The sequence below is a fragment of the Archangium violaceum genome (genome assembly GCF_016887565.1).
GTDB classification, from domain to species: Bacteria; Myxococcota; Myxococcia; order Myxococcales; family Myxococcaceae; genus Archangium; species Archangium violaceum_B.
Genome location: NZ_CP069396.1, coordinates 11,866,535 through 11,883,245, shown reverse-complemented (window position 1 = coordinate 11,883,245; position 16,711 = coordinate 11,866,535). Strand labels below are relative to the sequence as shown.

Below are 16,711 nucleotides of genomic sequence, written 5' to 3'. Positions count from 1 at the left end.
TGGGAGTCGACGTCTTGAGGGGGAAGCCAGCCGCGTGTTTGAGTATGGGCCCGCTGGTCAGGAAGAAGGAGTGTTCATGACTCGCAGCACGCTTTCAAGCGAAGTCGAGGTGTATGGGCAGAGTGTCCAGGCATTGGTCAATGCCATGGAGTTTCTCAAGCTCAGGGCGCAACGCATCCTGGCCTCTCATGGCATCGAGACGCTTCAGGCGGACAAGTGGTATCCGATGAACAGTGTCCTCTCGAGCTTCAACGACATCCTCGCACAGGTCGGTCCACACACCACACGAGCGATTGGCCACGCCATTCCCAAATCCTCTGTCTTTCCTCCCGCCATCAACTCGTTCGAGTCGGCCCTGCTCTCGCTCGACCAGGCCTATCGGATGAACCACCGGGGCACGGGCGACATCGGCAGCTACCGCTACGTCCCCGGCGTGGGGCGTACGGCCCAGATGGTGTGTGACAATCCCTACCCCTGCGATTTCGACCAGGGAATCATGGAAGCGCTCTACGACCGCTTCCAGCCCAAGGGCTCCATCGTGCTGCGCATCGAGCACGACGCCGTGGGCTGCCGCGCGAAGGGTGCCCGTTCCTGCTCCTATCGCCTTAAATGGTAATTCAAGTATTGGAGGCTCCTGGCGGCCGTTCTGTCTGTAAATAGCCGCCAGGATTGTATGGGTATGCGGGCCAGGGACTTTGTCGGTTTATGTCGTTTCGCGCATAAGCCCCATTTTTCATAGACAGCAGATTCAGGACATGGTTTAAATATGTGCGAACACTGAAACCAATCAGGAGGGGTTCATGTCTCGTCACGTTCGCCGCCACCAGTTGTTGGGCCTGGGTCTGGTTGCTCTGACGGGATTGTTGGTGGCTTGCGGCGGTGAGCAGCCGCAGGGCTCCACCTCCTCCGAGGGCATGGTCTCCTCGACCTCGTCGCTCGAGGACGCGGCCCCCTCCGGGATGATCGTCTACTCCACGCGGGGCAAGCCGGTGGACGACTCGAAGTTCGTGTGGCTGGGGCCGCCGGAGGTGCTGGGCGGGCGGGTGCTCGAGGGCAATCCGCAGCTCTTCGCCCGCATCGACCACAGCCGCAACGGCACGACGGCGGGCCTCTTCAAGGCGACGAAGGGGAAGATCCGAGTGACCTTCCCCTTCACCGAGCACGCCACCATCCTCGAGGGTCAGGTCACCATCACGGACCACACCGGCAAGAGCCACACGTTCAAGGAGGGTGACAGCTACTTCATCCGCCAGGGACAGGTGGTCATCTGGGAGGTGAAGGGCAAGCAGGTCATCAAGTCGTTCTTCAATATCGTCGAGCCCCAGTAGCCAGGGCTCAGGTGCCCACGCCGGCCAGGTCCTGCCCGGAGACGTGGGTCTGCTGCGGACGCCAGTCGGGCCGGTTCACGGAAGCCAGCAGCTCGGTGTGCAGCCCGTCGAACATGGCGTGGAAGGCCGCGTAGATGCGGTCCACCAGGGTGACGGCCTCCTCACGCAACGCGGGGGTGAGCTCGATGCCGCGCAGCATCGCCTCCATCTGCTCCTCGAAGACCTCGTGCTGCTCCTCGGCCTCCATGTGGTGGTTGGAGAAGTACTTCAGCCGCTTGTTGGTGCCCGAGGACTGGGTGAGCGCGGCGGTGCGGCTGAAGAAGGCGTGGCTGGTGGACTCCAGCGTCAGCACCAGCACCACGCGCAGCCGGTCATCCATGGGGCGGAGCACCTCGGAGATGAGGTCGTAGCTGGCGTCGCGGGTGCGCTCGTGCGGCCGGTCCCACAGGTCGGTGAGCGTCAGCGGGCGGCCCATGAGCACGGCCACGTCCTCGAAGAACCAGTGGTCGTGCCCGCGCTCCTCGGAGCGGTGGCGGAGCATGAGCAGGTTGAGCTCGGGGTCCCTCACCCGCTGTGCGTTGAGCCGCAGCACGTCCTGGAAGCTCATCACCCAGAAGGCCAGGCGCGGGGCGAAGGCCAGCACCTGCTCCAGCGGGCGGTCCTGTCGGAGCTCGGCGAAGAAGGGGTGCTCGGCGAAACGGGCCTGTCGGACACTGATGTGTTGCAGCACTGCCCTCATGGTTCCCTCCCCTGCGAGATGCGAGGGGGGTTGCTCGTCGAGTCCCCCCTGGACGGTTCTCTTCGATGCTGGATTGATGCCAGGCGGTCCGATTGGATCGTCTTGGAGCAAATACTTTCCAAAACGTGCTCTCCGTACACCCAGGGCAAATCTTTTCGTTGTGTATGGGCATGGAAGAGCCTCGGCGGCGAAGCCTCGCGAGGAGTTTGATTAGGAATGAGAGGCACAAATGCAAATGAACCGCTCACCTCATAACTTTGCATTTGCACCGCGTGGTGAACGCGCTCCCGGACTTGGTCGAGAGGGACCCGGGTGGGGTGGGAAGGACCACGCGTGGGCCGGGGGCCGGCCACAATGACAGACAATGTCAGACGGACGCGCCGCGTTACCGGGTGACGCGCGCGGCCATGATGGCGTTGAGCTGCTGGGAGAGCTGGATGAGCTGGTTGGCCGTCTGCAGCGTCTGGGTGGAGCTGGCCTCGGTCTGACGCGCCGTCGCGGCCATCTCGTGGATGGCGGTGTTCACCTGCTCCACGGCCGTCGTCTGCTGCTGGGTGCTCAGCTCGATCTCCCGCGCCACGTCCAGGTTGGCGCGCACCAGCTCGGCGATGCGGCGGAAGTTGCCGGCCACGTCACCGAACTGCTTCGCGCTGCTCTGCACCGCCTTGGAGCCATCCTCGGTGGCCATGATGGTGGTGTTGGAGGCCGCGCGAATCTCGTCGATGAGGACGCGGATGTCCTTGGTGGCACCCCCCACGCGGTCCGCCAGCTTGCGGATTTCCTCCGCCACCACCGCGAAGCGCTTGCCGTGCTCACCCGCCCCGGCGCTCTCGATGGTGGCGTTGATGGCGAGGATGTTCGTCTGCTCGGCCAGCTCGTTGATGATGTCCACGATACCGCCGATCTCCTGCGAGCGCTTGCCCAGCTCCAGCATGTGATTGACGATGGCGTCCACCTGGCGGCGCACCGACTCGATGGCCTCCTGGGCGTGTTGCACCGTCTCGTTGCCGGTGTGGGCCGCGCCGGCCGTCTCGTCCGCCACGCGGGCCACCTGCTGCGCGCTGGTGGCGATGATCCTCGAGGTGGACAGCAGCTCCTGGACGGTGGTGGAGATCTCCGTGGAGGCCGAGGCCTGCTCACGCGCGCCCGTGGCCTGCTGCGAGGCCGCGGACTGGAGCTCGGCCGAGGAGCTCTGCACCTGATGGATGGCGTTCTCGAGCTTGCGGCCCAGGCTCCTGGCGATGATCACGCCGATCAGCGTGACGAAGACGAGGACGCCGGCGCTCCCACCGCTGAAGAACCAGTTGAGCGTGCGCGAGCCCTTCGCCAGATAGGCATCACGCGCCGCGAGCTGGTTGGCCTCGGTCCGGCGCATCTCCTCCATCGTCTGGTGGATGCCGTCCATCAGCCGCTTGCCCTCTCCGGTGTCGAGGGTGGCCAGGGCGGCGCTGAACCCCTGGGTGCGGCGCAGCTCGGTGGTGTCGCGCAGCTGGACCAGCATCCGCTCGATGAGGGGCTGGAGCGCTTCCAGGCGGCGGGCCTGCTCGGGATTGCTGGAGACGAGCTCGCGCAGGAGGGACAGCTCCCGGGCGAGCTCGGTCGCGGCCCGGGAGTGGGGTTCGAGGTAGGACGTGCTACCGGTGAAGATGTATCCGCGCAGACCCATCTCCGCGCCGTCGAGCCGGGCGCGGACCCGATCGATTCCATTGAGGGTCTCGTGGCTGCGCTGCACGGCGGTGAGGGCGGTCGCGAAGTCCCGGGTGCTCTCGAAGGACGCGAGCAGGAAGAGGCCGAGCAGCGCGGCGACCAGGAGGAAGCCGATGCGGAACTGCTGTCCCACCGTCCACTTCGAGAACATCGACACACCTCTCCTGCTGAGGGGCGGGGGGCCTCCACCAGCGTTTTCCGGGGCGAACTCTACGGGCTCCAACCGCTTGCGCCAGCAACTGCCGGAATCACCCGCGGAACACCCGGGCGGGCGGGCGTGCAACCGCTGGCACGGCGGGGGTGGAGCGGAAGCCGGGGGCCCGACCCGTGAAGGCCGGACCCCTGGACCGGGTGCGGCCTACTGTCCGACGTCGAACTCTCCCGCGCGCAGCAGGTGCTCGATGGCGGGTGTCACCTCGGAGCTTCCCAGCTCCGCGAGGCGCACCGTCGGGAAGCGGACCTCGAGGCCCCTGGCGAGCCGGTGGTACAGGGTGTTGGTGCCCAGCGAGTAGAGCTGCAGCCCGCGCAGCGCGTAGCTGCCGTCCAGCCTGGACAGACCGGCGTGGCCGGCCTCGAAGCGCAGCGTGAGCGTGTGCGTGCCCGTGCCGAGCTGGTCCGTCACCTGGGCCTCGGCCACCGGCCGCTCGACCCCCCGCGCGTCCGTGGCCACGAGCGTGCCCGTCACCTCGTAGCGGTCGAGCGCCTGGCTCTCGAGGACCACGTCCACCTCGAGCGCCGTCACCTTGCCGCCCTCACGCACCAGACGCTCCCGGCCCACCGAGGCGATGCGCGCCGTCGGCACCGCGAAGCCGAAGGCGGTCTGCGCCAGGCGGTCGAAGGCCTGCCCGCCCGCCGTGCCCACCGCGCGCACCTCGAGCACCCATGCGCCCGTCTCGTCCTTCTCCTGCATGACGCGCGAGACCATGGCCCGGTACTCGTTGCCCACCTTCACCACGGGCACCGAGCGGTCGCGCTCGTAGCGCGGGTTGTAGAGCGTGGCCTCGTAGCGCACGCGCTCCAGCGGCGCCTCCGACTGCAGGCCCACCGTCACGTAGCCATCGTCGCCCGGGAAGAGCTGCATCGTCGAGGCGGTGAGCGACAGCTCGATGGTGGAGGAGGGCTCGCGCACCTCGATGGCCATGCCCACCGCGGCCGCCTTGGGGCCGACCTGCACCTTGTAGAGGCCGCGGCCCATGTCGCGGTTCATGCGCAGCATCGTGATGGGTCTGGTGATGCCCTCTGCCTTCATGCGCGCGGGGTCGGCGTCCAGCTCCTTCTCCGCGGCGCGAGCGGCGCGCTTGTCCGCGCGCACGCCCTGGGGGTCGAACAGGGCCATGTCGCGCAGGGCTTCCTCACCCACCTTGGCGTCATTGCCCTTGGGGATGAACATCACCCAGGCCTCGTCGGGCGAGGTGATGGGCAGCTCGAGCTGCGTGGCGGCCGAGCGTGGGGCCACGTGGATGACGGTGGACTTGGAGCGCCGGGTCTCGGGGGCGAGCGGAGCCGCGATCGGCTGCTTGGGCGAGGTGGGGTTGGACACGGAGACGCGGCCCGGGCCGATGCCCTCGCGGGCATCGCGGGCGAAGAGGCGGCCCGGGGCGACGTCGCCGGGGGCGCGTGTGGCGTCCGAGGCGCTGCGCAGGTTGGCACTCATGGCGGGCTCCTGGGTGAAACCGCCGAGGAGGGTGACGGCCAGCGCCAGGCCGGCGGACTGAACGAAGGAACGTGGGAAGGTCATGATCGTTCTCTCTCTGGCCTAGTGGAGCGCCTGGACGACGGCGTAGTTGTGGAAGCCATAGTAGGTGTCCCACGCGAGGTCGGCGCACCAGTTGGAGCCGCCCGGCGGAGACTGGACGCAGTCATTGGCGCCCGTGGAGCCGGTGGTGGCGTCGAAGCCGTACTTGGAGATGAGGCAGGCGTCGCAGATGCCGTCGCCCTGCCAGGAGTCGGGGCACACCTCGCTCCAGGTGGGGTAGTAGGCGGGGTTGAGGAAGGGGTTCCAGCTGGCGGTGCTCGGGATGCGGTAGCTGCTGGAGTAGCCGTAGGAGATGAGGCAGTCGGGCTCCACGTAGCCGTTGTTGAGCTGGGTGCTGGAGCAGCCGTACTTCCAGACGGTGTTTCCGGTCATGAAGTCCGTGGCATAGGCGGCCGCGTAGTTGTTGCAGGCGAGGGCGGCGGCCTGCACGTTGGTCTCGGGCGTGTAGGTCTGCTGGGAGGGCGGCGGGATGCTGACGCTGGCCACCTTCTTTCCGATGAGGGTCCCGCTGTTGTGGCAGCTGCGGCGCGACTGGTGGTGGTTGAGGCGCGCGTCGTCGATGATGATGTTGCCGAAGTAGCCCGAGCTGTCGCTGCCGATGAATCCATCGGTGCTGGCGTTGAAGCTGCCCCAGCCGAGCAGCGCGGCCGCCTTGAGGCCGATGGTGTACATGTAGCCGCCGCAGTACGCGTCGCTCGAGAAGATGTTGGCGTAGACGCGGTTGCCGCGCACCACGGAGATGGGCTTGCCGCCGACGGTGGTGGCGCCCTGGGCGCCCGCGAAGGTGCCGTTGGAGTTGTACACGCGCATGTTGTCGGTGCGCTGCTGCACGACGGCGGGGTTGTTGTAGCTACCCCCACCGAAGAACTCGACGACGCTGTTGGCGATGTTGAGGAAGGAGCCGCTCGTGGTGACCTGATCGGCCAGCGGGGTGCCCGTGAGGTCCGGCGCGGAGAAGATGACCTGGGAGATGCGGCTCGTCACCGTACTGACGGCATGGCCCTTGGCGCTCACCGCGCCGGTGTGGCCGAGCATGTAGCGCAGCGGGCTCGAGCCGTTCGAGTGGGTGATGACGGTGAAGCTGGTGATGTTGTTGGCGTTCATCCAGGGGACGATCTGATCGACGATCGATCCCCAGCTGCACTGGCTGAAGCCGGCGCAGGACGCTCCGGGGTAGCCGACGATGAGATAGGGCCGGCCGCTGCGCATGGTGTCGATGGAGCTCTGCGTCCAGTAGCCGGTCGTTGCCGAGCTCACCGACTGGTCGCCGGTACCGTGGACGAAGACCACGCCATCGGCGGCGGCCTGGGCCACTCCGCTCGCTCCGAGGAGCGCGGCACAGGTGGCGCCGAAGAGCCACCCGGACCTGGGAAAGAAGTGCATGGGGAACCTCCTGGGGGGTAAGAAGCGCCCAGCAGGATAGGTGGGTTTAATAATATGAGAAAGTAAGACAGGGGAAACCCCGATTGTCAGTGCATTCGCGCGACGCGTCATGACCTGGCGTGCTCGACAAGTGAACGCTTCGGCCCCTCTCGTTGGGGGCCCGCTGTAGGGGCCCGTGGTATTCGAGGCCCGGGTTGCCAGAGGAGGATTCGCGCGTGGAGAAGGTCCTCAATTACATCGGCGGAGAGCTGGTGTCCCCGAGCTCCCAGGTCTGGTTCGACAAGCCCGACCCCGCGACCGGGGAACCTTCCACCCGGGTGCCGGACTCGGACGGGACGGACATCCAACGTGCGGTGGAGGCGGCCCGGAGCGCCTTCCCGGCCTGGGCCGCGACTCCGGCGGTGGAGCGGGCTCGCATGCTGCGCCGCATCGCGGAGACGATTCGCGCCCGCACCGAGGCCTTCGCCCGCGCCGAGGCCATCGACACCGGCAAGCCGCTGAAGCTGGCCTCCACGGTGGACATCCCTCGCAGCGTCCTCAACTTCGAGTTCTTCGCGGACGCGGTGACGCAGTTCTCCACCGAGGCCCACACCACGGACGGCCTGGCGCTCAACTACACGCTGCGCACGCCGCTGGGCGTCGTGGGGTGCATCTCGCCGTGGAACCTGCCGCTCTATCTGCTCACCTGGAAGATCGCTCCCGCGCTGGCCATGGGCAACTGCGTGGTGGCCAAGCCCTCCGAGGTGACGCCGATGACCGCGTACCTGCTCGCGCAGGTGTGCCGCGAGGTGGGGCTGCCGCCGGGCGTGCTCAACATCGTCCACGGCTACGGCGCCAAGGTGGGCGCCGCGATGAGCAGTCATCCGGAGATCAGCGCCATCTCCTTTACCGGCAGCACGCGTACGGGCGCCGAGATTGCCCGCACCGCCGCGCCGCTCTTCAAGAAGCTCTCGCTGGAGATGGGGGGCAAGAACCCCAACGTCATCTTCGCCGACTGTGACTTCGACGAGGCGCTGGCCACCACGGTGCGCTCGTCCTTCTCCAATCAGGGGCAGATCTGTCTCTGCGGCTCGCGCATCTTCGTGCAGGCCCCTCTCTATGAGCGCTTCAAGGAGGCGCTGGTGGCGCGCACGCGGGCGTTGAAGGTGGGCGATCCGCTGGAGCCGTCGACGGACCAGGGCGCGCTGGTGTCCTCGCAGCACTTCGAGAAGGTGATGGGCTGCATCGACGTGGCCCGTCAGGAGGGGGGCCGCGTCCTCACCGGAGGCAAGCGTGTGGAGGTGCCGGGGCGCTGCCGCAACGGCTGGTTCGTGGAGCCCACGCTCATCGAAGGCCTGGGCCACGCCTGCCGTACCAACCAGGAGGAGATCTTCGGCCCGGTGGCCACGCTCACCCCCTTCGAGAAGGAAGAGGAGGTGCTGGCCTGGGCGAACAGCACGCGCTACGGGCTGGCGGCGACCGTGTGGACGCGGGACCTGAGCCGGGCGCACCGCTTCGCCGCGAAGCTGGAGAGCGGCATCGTCTGGGTGAACTGCTGGATGCTGCGCGACCTGCGCACGCCGTTCGGCGGGGTGAAGGACTCGGGCGTGGGGCGCGAGGGCGGTTGGGACGCGCTGCGCTTCTTCACCGAGCCCAAGAACGTGTGCGTGAAGCTATGAGCCATTCCGAGCGAGTCGATTCCAATCGGGCCCCCGAGCCGGTGGGCCTCTATCCCCATGCCCGGCGCGTGGGCAACCTGCTCTTCCTCTCCGGCGTGGGGCCGCGCGAGCGCGGGAGCAAGAAGATCCCCGGCGTCGAGCTGGACGCGGCGGGCAACATCGTCTCGTACGACATCGAGACGCAGTGCCACTCGGTGTTCCGCAACGTGCGCTACATCCTGGAGGAGGCAGGCTCCTCCTGGGACAGGCTGGTGGACGTGACGGTGTACCTCACGGACATGAAGAAGGATTTCCCCACCTACAACCGGCTGTGGGCCGAGTACTTCAAGGACGTGCCCACGCCGCCGTGCCGGACGACACTCGGAATCACCGCGCTGCCCACCCCCATCGCCATCGAGCTGAAGTGCGTGGCCACGATTGGAGACTGAGATGTTGCGACCCCTCGACTTCAAGAAGTGGATCGACGAGCACCGCCACCTGCTGAAGCCGCCCGTGGGCAACCAGCTGGTGTGGGAGGACCGGGAGTTCATCGTCATGGTGGTGGGCGGGCCCAACTCGCGCACGGACTTCCACATCGACGAGAGCGAGGAGTTCTTCTACCAGGTGGAGGGAGACATCAACCTGCGCGTCATCGAGGACGGCAAGCCCCAGGACATCCCCATCCGACAGGGGGAGATCTTCCTGCTGCCCTCCAAGGTGCCGCACTCGCCGCAGCGGCCGGCGGGGACGGTGGGCCTGGTCATCGAGCGCAAGCGGAAGCCGGGAGAGCTGGACGGGTTCGCGTGGTTCTGCCCCCGGTGCGACACGAAGCTGTATGACGAGTACCTGCAGGTCACCAACATCGTCACGCAACTGCCACCCGTGTTCGAGCGCTTCTATGGCAATCCCGAGCACTGCACCTGCAAGAAGTGCGGCTTCCAGATGACGCGGGAGAAGCGCGCGTCGTGAAGATCGACATCCACACCCACCTGCTGCCGCCCGAGCTGCCACGCTTCGCCGAGCGCTACGGGTACGGCGGCTTCATGACGCTGGACCACCACGTGCCGTGCCGGGCGCGCATGGTGCGCGATGACGGGAAGTTCTTCCGCGAAGTCGAGAGCAACTGTTGGGATCCGGTGAAGCGCATCGAGGAGTGCGATGCGTGCGGAGTCACCGTGCAGGTGCTGTCCACCGTGCCGGTGATGTTCAGCTACTGGGCGAAGCCGGAGCACGGGCTGGACGTGTCGCGCTTCCTCAACGACCAGCTGGCCTCGGTGGTGAAGGCGCACCCGAAGCGCTTCGTGGGGCTGGGCACGGTGCCCCTGCAGTCCCCGGCGCTCGCCGTGCGCGAGCTGGAGCGCTGCATGCGCGAGCTGGGGATGGCGGGTGTGCAGGTGGGCTCGCACGTCAACGGCCTCAACCTGGGGGAGCCGGAGCTGTTCCCCTTCTTCGAGGCCGCGGCCGAGCTGGGCGCCGCCATCTTCGTCCACCCCTGGGACATGCTGGGCGAGGCGCGGATGAAGAAGTACTGGATGCCCTGGCTCGTGGGCATGCCCGCGGAGGTGGCCCTGGCCCTCTGCTCGCTCCTCTTCTCCGGCACGCTGGAGAAGCTGCCGAAGCTGCGGCTGGCCTTCGCGCACGGCGGCGGCGCCTTCCCGGGTACCTTCGGCCGCATCGAGCACGGCTTCCAGGTACGACCGGACCTGGTGGCCGTGGACAACCCGGTTTCACCGCGCGAGTACCTGGGCCGCTTCTGGGTGGACTCGCTGGTGCACGACCCGGACATGCTGCGCTTCATCGTCCGGCTGTTCGGCCCGGAGAAGGTGGCCCTGGGCAGTGACTATCCCTTCCCCCTGGGAGAGGATCGGCCGGGGGAGCTGGTGGAGTCTCTCGTGGACTTCGATGCCCCCACGCGCGAACGTTTGTTGTGGCGTAACGCGCTCGAGTGGCTCGGGCGCTCGGCCGAGGAGTTCAAGTAGATGGGCAGTCAGGCGGTGCGTTTCGAGGCCAGTGAGGAGTTCGCCCGGCGGATGGATTCGGAGGATCCGCTGCGCCACTTGCGAGAGGAGTTCATCTTCCCCGACCACAAGAGTGGTGAGCCCGCCATGTACCTGGTGGGCAACTCGCTCGGGCTCCAGCCGCGCAAGGCGAAGACCTATGTGCTGGAGGCGCTGGAGGACTGGGCGAAGCTGGGCGTGGAGGGCCACTTCACCGGTACTCGCCCGTGGATGCCCTACCACGAGACGCTCACCGAGCAGACGGCTCGGCTGGTGGGCGCCCACCCCATCGAAGTGGTGGTGATGAACACCCTCACGGTGAACCTGCACCTGATGATGGTGTCCTTCTACCGGCCCACGCGCGAGCGCTCGAAGATCCTCATGGAGGCGGGTGCGTTCCCGTCGGACCAGTACGCGGTGGCCTCGCAGGTGCGCTTCCATGGATACGACCCGGAGCGCGACATCCTCCGCCTCTCGCCGCGCCCGGGCGAAGAGACGCTGCGCCTCGAGGACATCCTGGAGACGATCGAGCGGCACGGGAAGGAGATCGCCCTGGTGCTGCTGGGCAACGTGAACTACCTCACCGGCCAGGCGTTCGACATGGCGGCCATCACCCGGGCCGCGCACAAGCAGGGCTGCCAGGTGGGCTTCGACCTGGCGCACGGGGCCGGCAACCTGCGGCTCTCGCTGCACGACGACGGGCCGGACTTCGCCGTGTGGTGCTCGTACAAGTACCTCAACGGAGGTCCGGGCACGCTCGGTGGTGTCTTCGTCCACGAGCGCCACGCCCGTGACAAGGGCCTTCCCCGTTTCGAGGGCTGGTGGGGCCACAACAAGCAGACGCGCTTCCAGATGGGCCCGGACTTCGACCCGTCTCCGGGTGCCGAGGGCTGGCTGCTGTCCAACTCGCCCATCCTCCAGCTCTCCGCGCTGCGTGCGTCCATGGAGCTCTTCGACCGCGCGACGATGCCGGCCCTGCGCCACAAGAGCGAGCTGCTCACCGGCTACCTGGAGTTCCTGCTGGAACGGCTCCCGCCCGGCTTCGTGACCGTCCTCACCCCGAGAGACCCCAAGCAGCGCGGGGTGCAGCTCTCCCTGCGCTTCAGCAAGGAGCCGCGGAGAATGTTGGAGAAACTGAACAGCGCGGGCGTTTTCTGCGACTTCCGTTCACCGGACATCATCCGTGCCGCACCGGCTCCCTTCTATGTCAGCTTCCATGACGTATACAGGTTCGTGGGGGTACTCGAACGGCATGCAAGAGATTCAGCGGACTGAGCGCGTGACGGTGGTGGGAGCGGGCCTGGTGGGCTCGCTCCTCTCGATGTACCTGGCGAGGCGCGGCTTCCAGGTGGAGGTCCTGGAGCGGCGCCCGGACATGCGGCGCGAGGCCATTGGCGCGGGCCGCTCCATCAACCTCGCCATCTCCACCCGGGGGCTGCACGCCCTGCGGCAGGTGGGGTTGGAGGAGGAGGCGCTGAGCCACGCCATCCCCATGCGCGGACGGATGATTCATTCCGCCACGGGGGCGCTGGCCTTCCAGGCGTACGGGAAGGACGAATCCCAGCACATCAACAGCCTCTCGCGCGCGTGGCTCAACAAGAGCCTGATGACGCATGCGGAGGCCACGGGGCGGGTGCGCATCCAGTTCAAGCAGCGCGTGCAGCACCTGGATGCCGAGCGGGGCCTGCTCGAGGTGTTGGACGAGGAGAGTGGCGCCGTGCGCGAGGTGCGCTCCCCGGTGGTGTTCGGCACGGATGGCGCGGGCTCGGCGGTGCGGCGCGAGCTGGTGTCGCGGCCGGGCCATGTCGCGGAGCAGGAGCACCTGAGCCATGGCTACAAGGAGCTGACGATTCCCGCGGGTCCGGGTGGCGCCTTCCGGATGGAGAAGCACGCGCTGCACATCTGGCCCCGGGGCTCGTACATGTTGATTGCCCTGCCGAACGAGGATGGCAGCTTCACCTGCACGCTCTTCCTGCCCTTCCAGGGGCCGGTGAGCTTCGCGTCATTGGACTCGCCCGAGCGCGTGGTGACCTTCTTCGAGGAGCACTTCCCGGACGCGCTGGCGTTGATTCCGGACCTGGAGCACGACTTCTTCCACCACCCCACGGGGACGATGGTGACGGTGAAGAGCGCGCCGTGGCACGTGGGGGGGAGGACGCTGCTGCTGGGAGACGCGGCGCACGCCATCGTGCCGTTCTTCGGGCAGGGGATGAACTGCGGCTTCGAGGACTGCGTGGTGTTGGACGAGTGCCTCGGGCGGCACGCGCGGTGGGAGGAGGCGTTCGAGGACTTCTTCCAGTTGCGCAAGCCGAACGCGGACGCCATCGCGGACATGGCGGTGGAGAACTTCGTGGAGATGCGGGACAGGACGGCGGACCCGCGCTTCCTGCAGGAGAAGGCGGTGGAGAAGGTGTTGCTCAACGCCTTCCCGGGCGAGTTCCTGAGCCGTTACACGCTGGTGAGCTTCAGCCGGGTGCCGTACCGTCTGGCGTACGAGGTGGGAGCCATCGCGGGCGGAATCGTCGCCGAGCTGAGCGAGGGCCTCACCCGTGCGGAGGATGTGGACCTGGACCGGGCCCGCGCGCTCATCCACGAGCGGCTGGTGCCTTTCGTGAAGGAGCATTCGGATGGATTTCGGCTTGAAGGGTCGGCGGGCACTGGTGATGGGGGCCTCCAGCGGACTGGGGTACGCCATCGCTGAGCAGCTGGTGAAGGAAGGGGCGAGGGTGGCCATCTGCTCGCGCAGCGAGGAGCGCATCCGGGAGGCGGCGAAGCGGATGGGCGCCGCGCTGGGGGTGGCGGCGGACACGACGAAGCCGGGCGCCACGAAGGGGCTGGTGGAGAAGGTGGTGACGGAGCTGGGTGGAGTGGACGTGCTCGTGGTGAACACGGGCGGGCCGCCGAAGGGGGGCATCGAGAAGATCTCAGCTGAGCAGTGGCAGGAGGGCTTCCAGAGCCTGTGGATGAGCGTGGTGGAGGGGCTGCAGGCGGCGCTGCCGGGGATGAAGGAGAGACACTGGGGGCGCATCATCCTGGTGACGTCGGTGGCGGCGCGCGAGGCGATGTCGCAGCTGACGATCTCCAACGGCTTGCGAGCGGGGTTGATGGGGCTGGTGAAGACCGTCAGTAACGAGGTGGCCGAGCACGGGGTCACCATCAACGGGGTGCAGCCGGGCTACCACGCGACGGAGCGCCTCAGGGAACTGGGTGTTCCCGAGGACAAGATCACCTCGGCGATCCCGGCGCGCCGTCTGGGCAAGCCGGAGGAGCTGGGAGCGCTGGTGACGTTCCTGGCGTCGGAGCAGGCGGGCTACATCACGGGCCAATCCATCGCGATCGACGGAGGCTGGATGCGAGGCTTCTGACGGCGCCCCCTCCCCGTTGGGGGCTCGCGGCTCCTGCTGGCGTGTTGACGGCACGGAATGCGGAACGCTTTCATTCCGCATCCCCTTCGTGAGGGATCGGCGAGCGCCGGAAAGGAGTCGACTTGAAAGACATCATCGACGGCTTCATCTCGAAATTCCAACTGCCTCCGGAGGCGGGGCAGGAGCTGTCGGAGATGCTGCGCGGGAGTGCCGCCTCCGGTTTCACCACGGAGGAGTTCGACTCGCGGATGGCCACCGGCAGCATGATGAGTCCCTCTTCGTCCCCCGAGGAGGTCAGCCGCCGTCCCGCCCCCGCTCCCGCCCCCATCGAGGTGCGGGATGTCACCAGTCGCTTCGAGGACATGGGGCTCATTGGTAGAGGGGGCATGGGCGAAGTCCGGCGCATCTTCGATCGTACCCTCCGTCGCAGGACGGCGATGAAGCTCGTCAAGCCCGAGACCCAGCACGATGAATCGATGCTGGCCCGCTTCATCGCCGAGGCCCAGGTCACCGCCCAGCTCCAGCACCCCAGCATCGTCCCGGTGTATGACCTGGGGAAACATCCCGACGGGCGGCTCTACTTCACGATGAAGGAGGTCCAGGGCCGCACCCTGCTGGACGTCCTCCAGGAGGTACACCAGGCCTCGCGTACGCACGAGCCACAAGGCATGCCGGAGTGGCGGCCGGCGGCCTCGGGTTGGACTCTGCGCCGGCTCATCGACGCGTTCCTGCGCGTGTGCGAGGGAGTCGCTTTCGCCCATTCGCGGGGCGTGCTGCACCGTGACATCAAACCCCTCAACCTGATGGTGGGTGAGTACGGTGAGACGCTCATCCTCGACTGGGGGCTCGCCAAGGTGCTGCAGGAGAGAGCGCCGCTGGAGGAGGGCGTGAGCGCCGCGGAGGGAGGTGGCTTGCTGTTGTCCGGGGAGTCGCAGATGTTCACCCTGCCGGGGAGCGCCAGTGGAACCCCGGGTTACATGGCCCCGGAGCAGGCTGCGGGGCGGCAGGACCTGTTGGACCCCACCACCGATGTCTATGCGCTCGGGGCCACCTTGCTCCACGTCCTCACTGGCAATCGTCCTCCTCACGGTCGGCGTGTGGAGGAACTGCTCCCTGGTCACGGGCCTGGTGCTCCCGCCAGCCATCCGCCTCTCCCCGAGGCACTGCGGCGCATCTGCCTGCGGGCCATGGCCTGGGAGCAGTCCCAGCGCTACCCGGACGCGGGTGCCCTCGCGGAGGACATCCGGGCCTGGCTGGATGGCGAGCGGCGGCAAGAGGAGGCACTGGCGCTCGTTGCCCAGGTTCGGATGCTTCTACCGGAGATGGAGGCATTGCGCGCGATGGCCGCCGAGCGGCAGGTCGCGGCCAACCACCTGCTTCAGAAGATTCCTCCCTTCGCGCCTGTGGAGGACAAGATTCCCGGCTGGGACCTCCAGGACGAGGCCGCGCGCCTGCGGCGTGAAGCGGAATTGAAGCAGCATCAGGCCCTCCAACTCCTCCAGGCCGCGCTCACCCAGGCTCCCGACCTGCGGGAGGCTCATGCTCTGCTCGCACAGCATTACCGGCGGCTCCACGAGCAGGCCGAGCGCCTCCGCGACGAGCAGGCCCAGCTCCAGAGCGAACTGCTCCTGCGCGTCCATGATCGCGGCGAGCATTCCGCCTACCTCCTGGGCCCGGGCGCGGTCAGCCTGGTGACGAATCCTCCCGGCGCGGAGGTAACGCTGCACCCCTACGAATCGCGCGACCGGCACCTGATACCCGCAGAGGGGCGGCGCCTGGGGGTCACGCCCCTCCACCGCCTGGAACTGCCCATGGGCAGTTACCTGCTGCGCATCCATTACCCAGGCCGCGTCGAGGTGAAGTACCCCATCCACATCGATCGTTTGAGGCACTGGGATGGTGTGCCTGAGGGCGAGTCGGCGCCCCAGCCCATCTACCTGCCACGCCCAGAGGAATTGCTCGAGAACGACTGTTACGTGCCAGCCGGCTGGTTCTGGAGCGGGGGCGATCCCAAGGCCCAGAACAGCCTGCCCCTCCGGAGATTGTGGCTGGACGGTTTCGTGATGAAGCGCTTCCCGGTGACCCTGGTGGAGTACCTGGACTTCCTCAATGACCTCGTTGCCCGGGGCCAGCGGGAGGACGCGGAGCGCCACGTGCCACCACAACCCGCGTGGGAGGAGGGCAAGTCGCGCACGGAGCAGGCCCAACCCTTCATCGAGCGGAGTCCGGAGGGGGGCTTCTTCATCGACGCCTCCGACACGCGGCGGTTTTGGCCCGTGACGATGATCAACTGGCACTCGGCCGATGCCTACGCGCGCTGGCGCGCGGAGAAGGATGGCGTGCCCTGGCGACTATGCGCGGAGATGGAGTACGAGAAATCAGCCCGCGGCACCGATGGCCGTCACTTCCCCTGGGGCGACTTCCTGGACCCTACCTTCTGCCATATGCGCCACAGCCTCTCTGGAGGCCGTGCCACGAAGGTGACCGTGGACCGCTATCCCATCGACGAGAGCCCCTACGGGGTGCGCGGCATGGCGGGCAACGTCCACCAATGGTGCCAGGATGCCTACCAGGTGGAGGGTCCCCGGGTCGTGCGTGGCAGGCCGGTGCTGTCCAACGGGGAGGACATCTCCGGCCCTGGCGCCGGAGGCATCCATCGCATCGTGAAGGGTGCTCCCTTCCATGCCTCCGAGGAGTTGTGCCGCTCTGCCTACCGCAACAGCCCGCCGGCAGTGTACCGCGACGTGTCGCTCTCCTTCCGGCTGGCGCGTCCCTTCCCCTCTCCTTGAGAGCGCGGCG

The 16,711-nt window shown here is 67.4% G+C and carries 14 protein-coding genes; 10 read left to right on the top strand and 4 right to left on the bottom strand.

Annotated elements, in window-relative coordinates:
• Window positions 1–76: 76 nt before the first annotated feature.
• Window positions 77–616 (top strand): hypothetical protein, encoded by a 540-nt coding sequence (locus JRI60_RS47380; RefSeq protein ID WP_239470144.1) that lies wholly within the window; start codon window positions 77–79, stop codon window positions 614–616.
• Window positions 617–800: 184 nt separating this feature from the next.
• Window positions 801–1,328 carry a cupin domain-containing protein gene (locus tag JRI60_RS47375; protein WP_204222677.1) on the top strand — a complete coding sequence of 176 codons (528 nt, stop codon included), beginning with the start codon at window positions 801–803 and terminating at the stop codon, window positions 1,326–1,328.
• Between the two features lie 7 nt (window positions 1,329–1,335).
• On the opposite strand, the gene JRI60_RS47370 is transcribed toward JRI60_RS47375, so the two are convergent.
• The 4 genes from JRI60_RS47370 to JRI60_RS47355 all read right to left on the bottom strand — a co-directional run bounded on the left by JRI60_RS47370 (window position 1,336) and on the right by JRI60_RS47355 (window position 6,913).
• Window positions 1,336–2,067, bottom strand: a complete 732-nt coding sequence (locus JRI60_RS47370; RefSeq protein ID WP_204222676.1) for a hypothetical protein — start codon at window positions 2,065–2,067, stop codon at window positions 1,336–1,338.
• A 385-nt stretch (window positions 2,068–2,452) separates the two neighbouring features.
• The gene (locus JRI60_RS47365) at window positions 2,453–3,925 is read right to left on the bottom strand and encodes a methyl-accepting chemotaxis protein (RefSeq protein WP_204222675.1); all 1,473 of its coding nucleotides are present in this window, start codon (window positions 3,923–3,925) and stop codon (window positions 2,453–2,455) included.
• Window positions 3,926–4,132: 207 nt separating this feature from the next.
• The gene (locus JRI60_RS47360; protein ID WP_204222674.1) at window positions 4,133–5,512 is read right to left on the bottom strand and encodes a DUF4785 family immunoglobulin-like domain-containing protein; all 1,380 of its coding nucleotides are present in this window, start codon (window positions 5,510–5,512) and stop codon (window positions 4,133–4,135) included.
• A gap of 18 nt (window positions 5,513–5,530) precedes the next feature.
• Window positions 5,531–6,913: a hypothetical protein gene (locus tag JRI60_RS47355; RefSeq protein WP_204222673.1), complete on the bottom strand. Its 1,383-nt coding sequence runs from the start codon at window positions 6,911–6,913 to the stop codon at window positions 5,531–5,533.
• Between the two features lie 215 nt (window positions 6,914–7,128).
• On the opposite strand from JRI60_RS47355, the gene JRI60_RS47350 reads away from it, so the two are divergent.
• The 8 genes from JRI60_RS47350 (at window position 7,129) to JRI60_RS47315 (ending at window position 16,701) form a co-directional block, all read left to right on the top strand.
• Window positions 7,129–8,571 (top strand): aldehyde dehydrogenase, encoded by a 1,443-nt coding sequence (locus tag JRI60_RS47350; RefSeq protein ID WP_204222672.1) that lies wholly within the window; start codon window positions 7,129–7,131, stop codon window positions 8,569–8,571.
• Window positions 8,568–8,999 carry a RidA family protein gene (locus JRI60_RS47345; protein WP_204222671.1) on the top strand — a complete coding sequence of 144 codons (432 nt, stop codon included), beginning with the start codon at window positions 8,568–8,570 and terminating at the stop codon, window positions 8,997–8,999. The genes JRI60_RS47350 and JRI60_RS47345 overlap by 4 nt, the downstream gene beginning before the upstream one ends.
• Before the next feature lies 1 nt (window position 9,000).
• Window positions 9,001–9,519, top strand: a complete 519-nt coding sequence (gene nbaC, locus JRI60_RS47340) for a 3-hydroxyanthranilate 3,4-dioxygenase (protein ID WP_204222670.1) — start codon at window positions 9,001–9,003, stop codon at window positions 9,517–9,519.
• Window positions 9,516–10,529, top strand: coding sequence for an amidohydrolase family protein (locus JRI60_RS47335; protein WP_204222669.1), 1,014 nt, complete (start codon window positions 9,516–9,518; stop codon window positions 10,527–10,529). The genes nbaC and JRI60_RS47335 overlap by 4 nt, the downstream gene beginning before the upstream one ends.
• Window positions 10,530–11,822: a kynureninase gene (gene kynU, locus JRI60_RS47330; RefSeq protein ID WP_204222668.1), complete on the top strand. Its 1,293-nt coding sequence runs from the start codon at window positions 10,530–10,532 to the stop codon at window positions 11,820–11,822.
• Window positions 11,800–13,248 (top strand): FAD-dependent oxidoreductase, encoded by a 1,449-nt coding sequence (locus tag JRI60_RS47325; protein ID WP_204222667.1) that lies wholly within the window; start codon window positions 11,800–11,802, stop codon window positions 13,246–13,248. The genes kynU and JRI60_RS47325 overlap by 23 nt, the downstream gene beginning before the upstream one ends.
• Window positions 13,175–13,912 (top strand): SDR family oxidoreductase, encoded by a 738-nt coding sequence (locus JRI60_RS47320; protein ID WP_204222666.1) that lies wholly within the window; start codon window positions 13,175–13,177, stop codon window positions 13,910–13,912. The genes JRI60_RS47325 and JRI60_RS47320 overlap by 74 nt, the downstream gene beginning before the upstream one ends.
• A 122-nt stretch (window positions 13,913–14,034) precedes the next feature.
• Window positions 14,035–16,701, top strand: a complete 2,667-nt coding sequence (locus tag JRI60_RS47315) for a protein kinase domain-containing protein (protein WP_204222665.1) — start codon at window positions 14,035–14,037, stop codon at window positions 16,699–16,701.
• Window positions 16,702–16,711: the final 10 nt, after the last annotated feature.

Bases quoted from the DNA above. Each gene is read 5' to 3' on its own strand.
- JRI60_RS47355 (WP_204222673.1), bottom strand. From the start codon at position 6,913: ATGCACTTCTTTCCCAGGTCCGGGTGGCTCTTCGGCGCCACCTGTGCC.
- JRI60_RS47320 (WP_204222666.1), top strand. From the start codon at position 13,175: ATGGATTTCGGCTTGAAGGGTCGGCGGGCACTGGTGATGGGGGCCTCC.
- JRI60_RS47375 (WP_204222677.1), top strand. From the start codon at position 801: ATGTCTCGTCACGTTCGCCGCCACCAGTTGTTGGGCCTGGGTCTGGTT.
- JRI60_RS47360 (WP_204222674.1), bottom strand. From the start codon at position 5,512: ATGACCTTCCCACGTTCCTTCGTTCAGTCCGCCGGCCTGGCGCTGGCC.
- kynU (WP_204222668.1), top strand. From the start codon at position 10,530: ATGGGCAGTCAGGCGGTGCGTTTCGAGGCCAGTGAGGAGTTCGCCCGG.
- JRI60_RS47380 (WP_239470144.1), top strand. From the start codon at position 77: ATGACTCGCAGCACGCTTTCAAGCGAAGTCGAGGTGTATGGGCAGAGT.
- JRI60_RS47365 (WP_204222675.1), bottom strand. From the start codon at position 3,925: ATGTTCTCGAAGTGGACGGTGGGACAGCAGTTCCGCATCGGCTTCCTC.
- JRI60_RS47370 (WP_204222676.1), bottom strand. From the start codon at position 2,067: ATGAGGGCAGTGCTGCAACACATCAGTGTCCGACAGGCCCGTTTCGCC.
- nbaC (WP_204222670.1), top strand. From the start codon at position 9,001: ATGTTGCGACCCCTCGACTTCAAGAAGTGGATCGACGAGCACCGCCAC.
- JRI60_RS47325 (WP_204222667.1), top strand. From the start codon at position 11,800: ATGCAAGAGATTCAGCGGACTGAGCGCGTGACGGTGGTGGGAGCGGGC.
- JRI60_RS47345 (WP_204222671.1), top strand. From the start codon at position 8,568: ATGAGCCATTCCGAGCGAGTCGATTCCAATCGGGCCCCCGAGCCGGTG.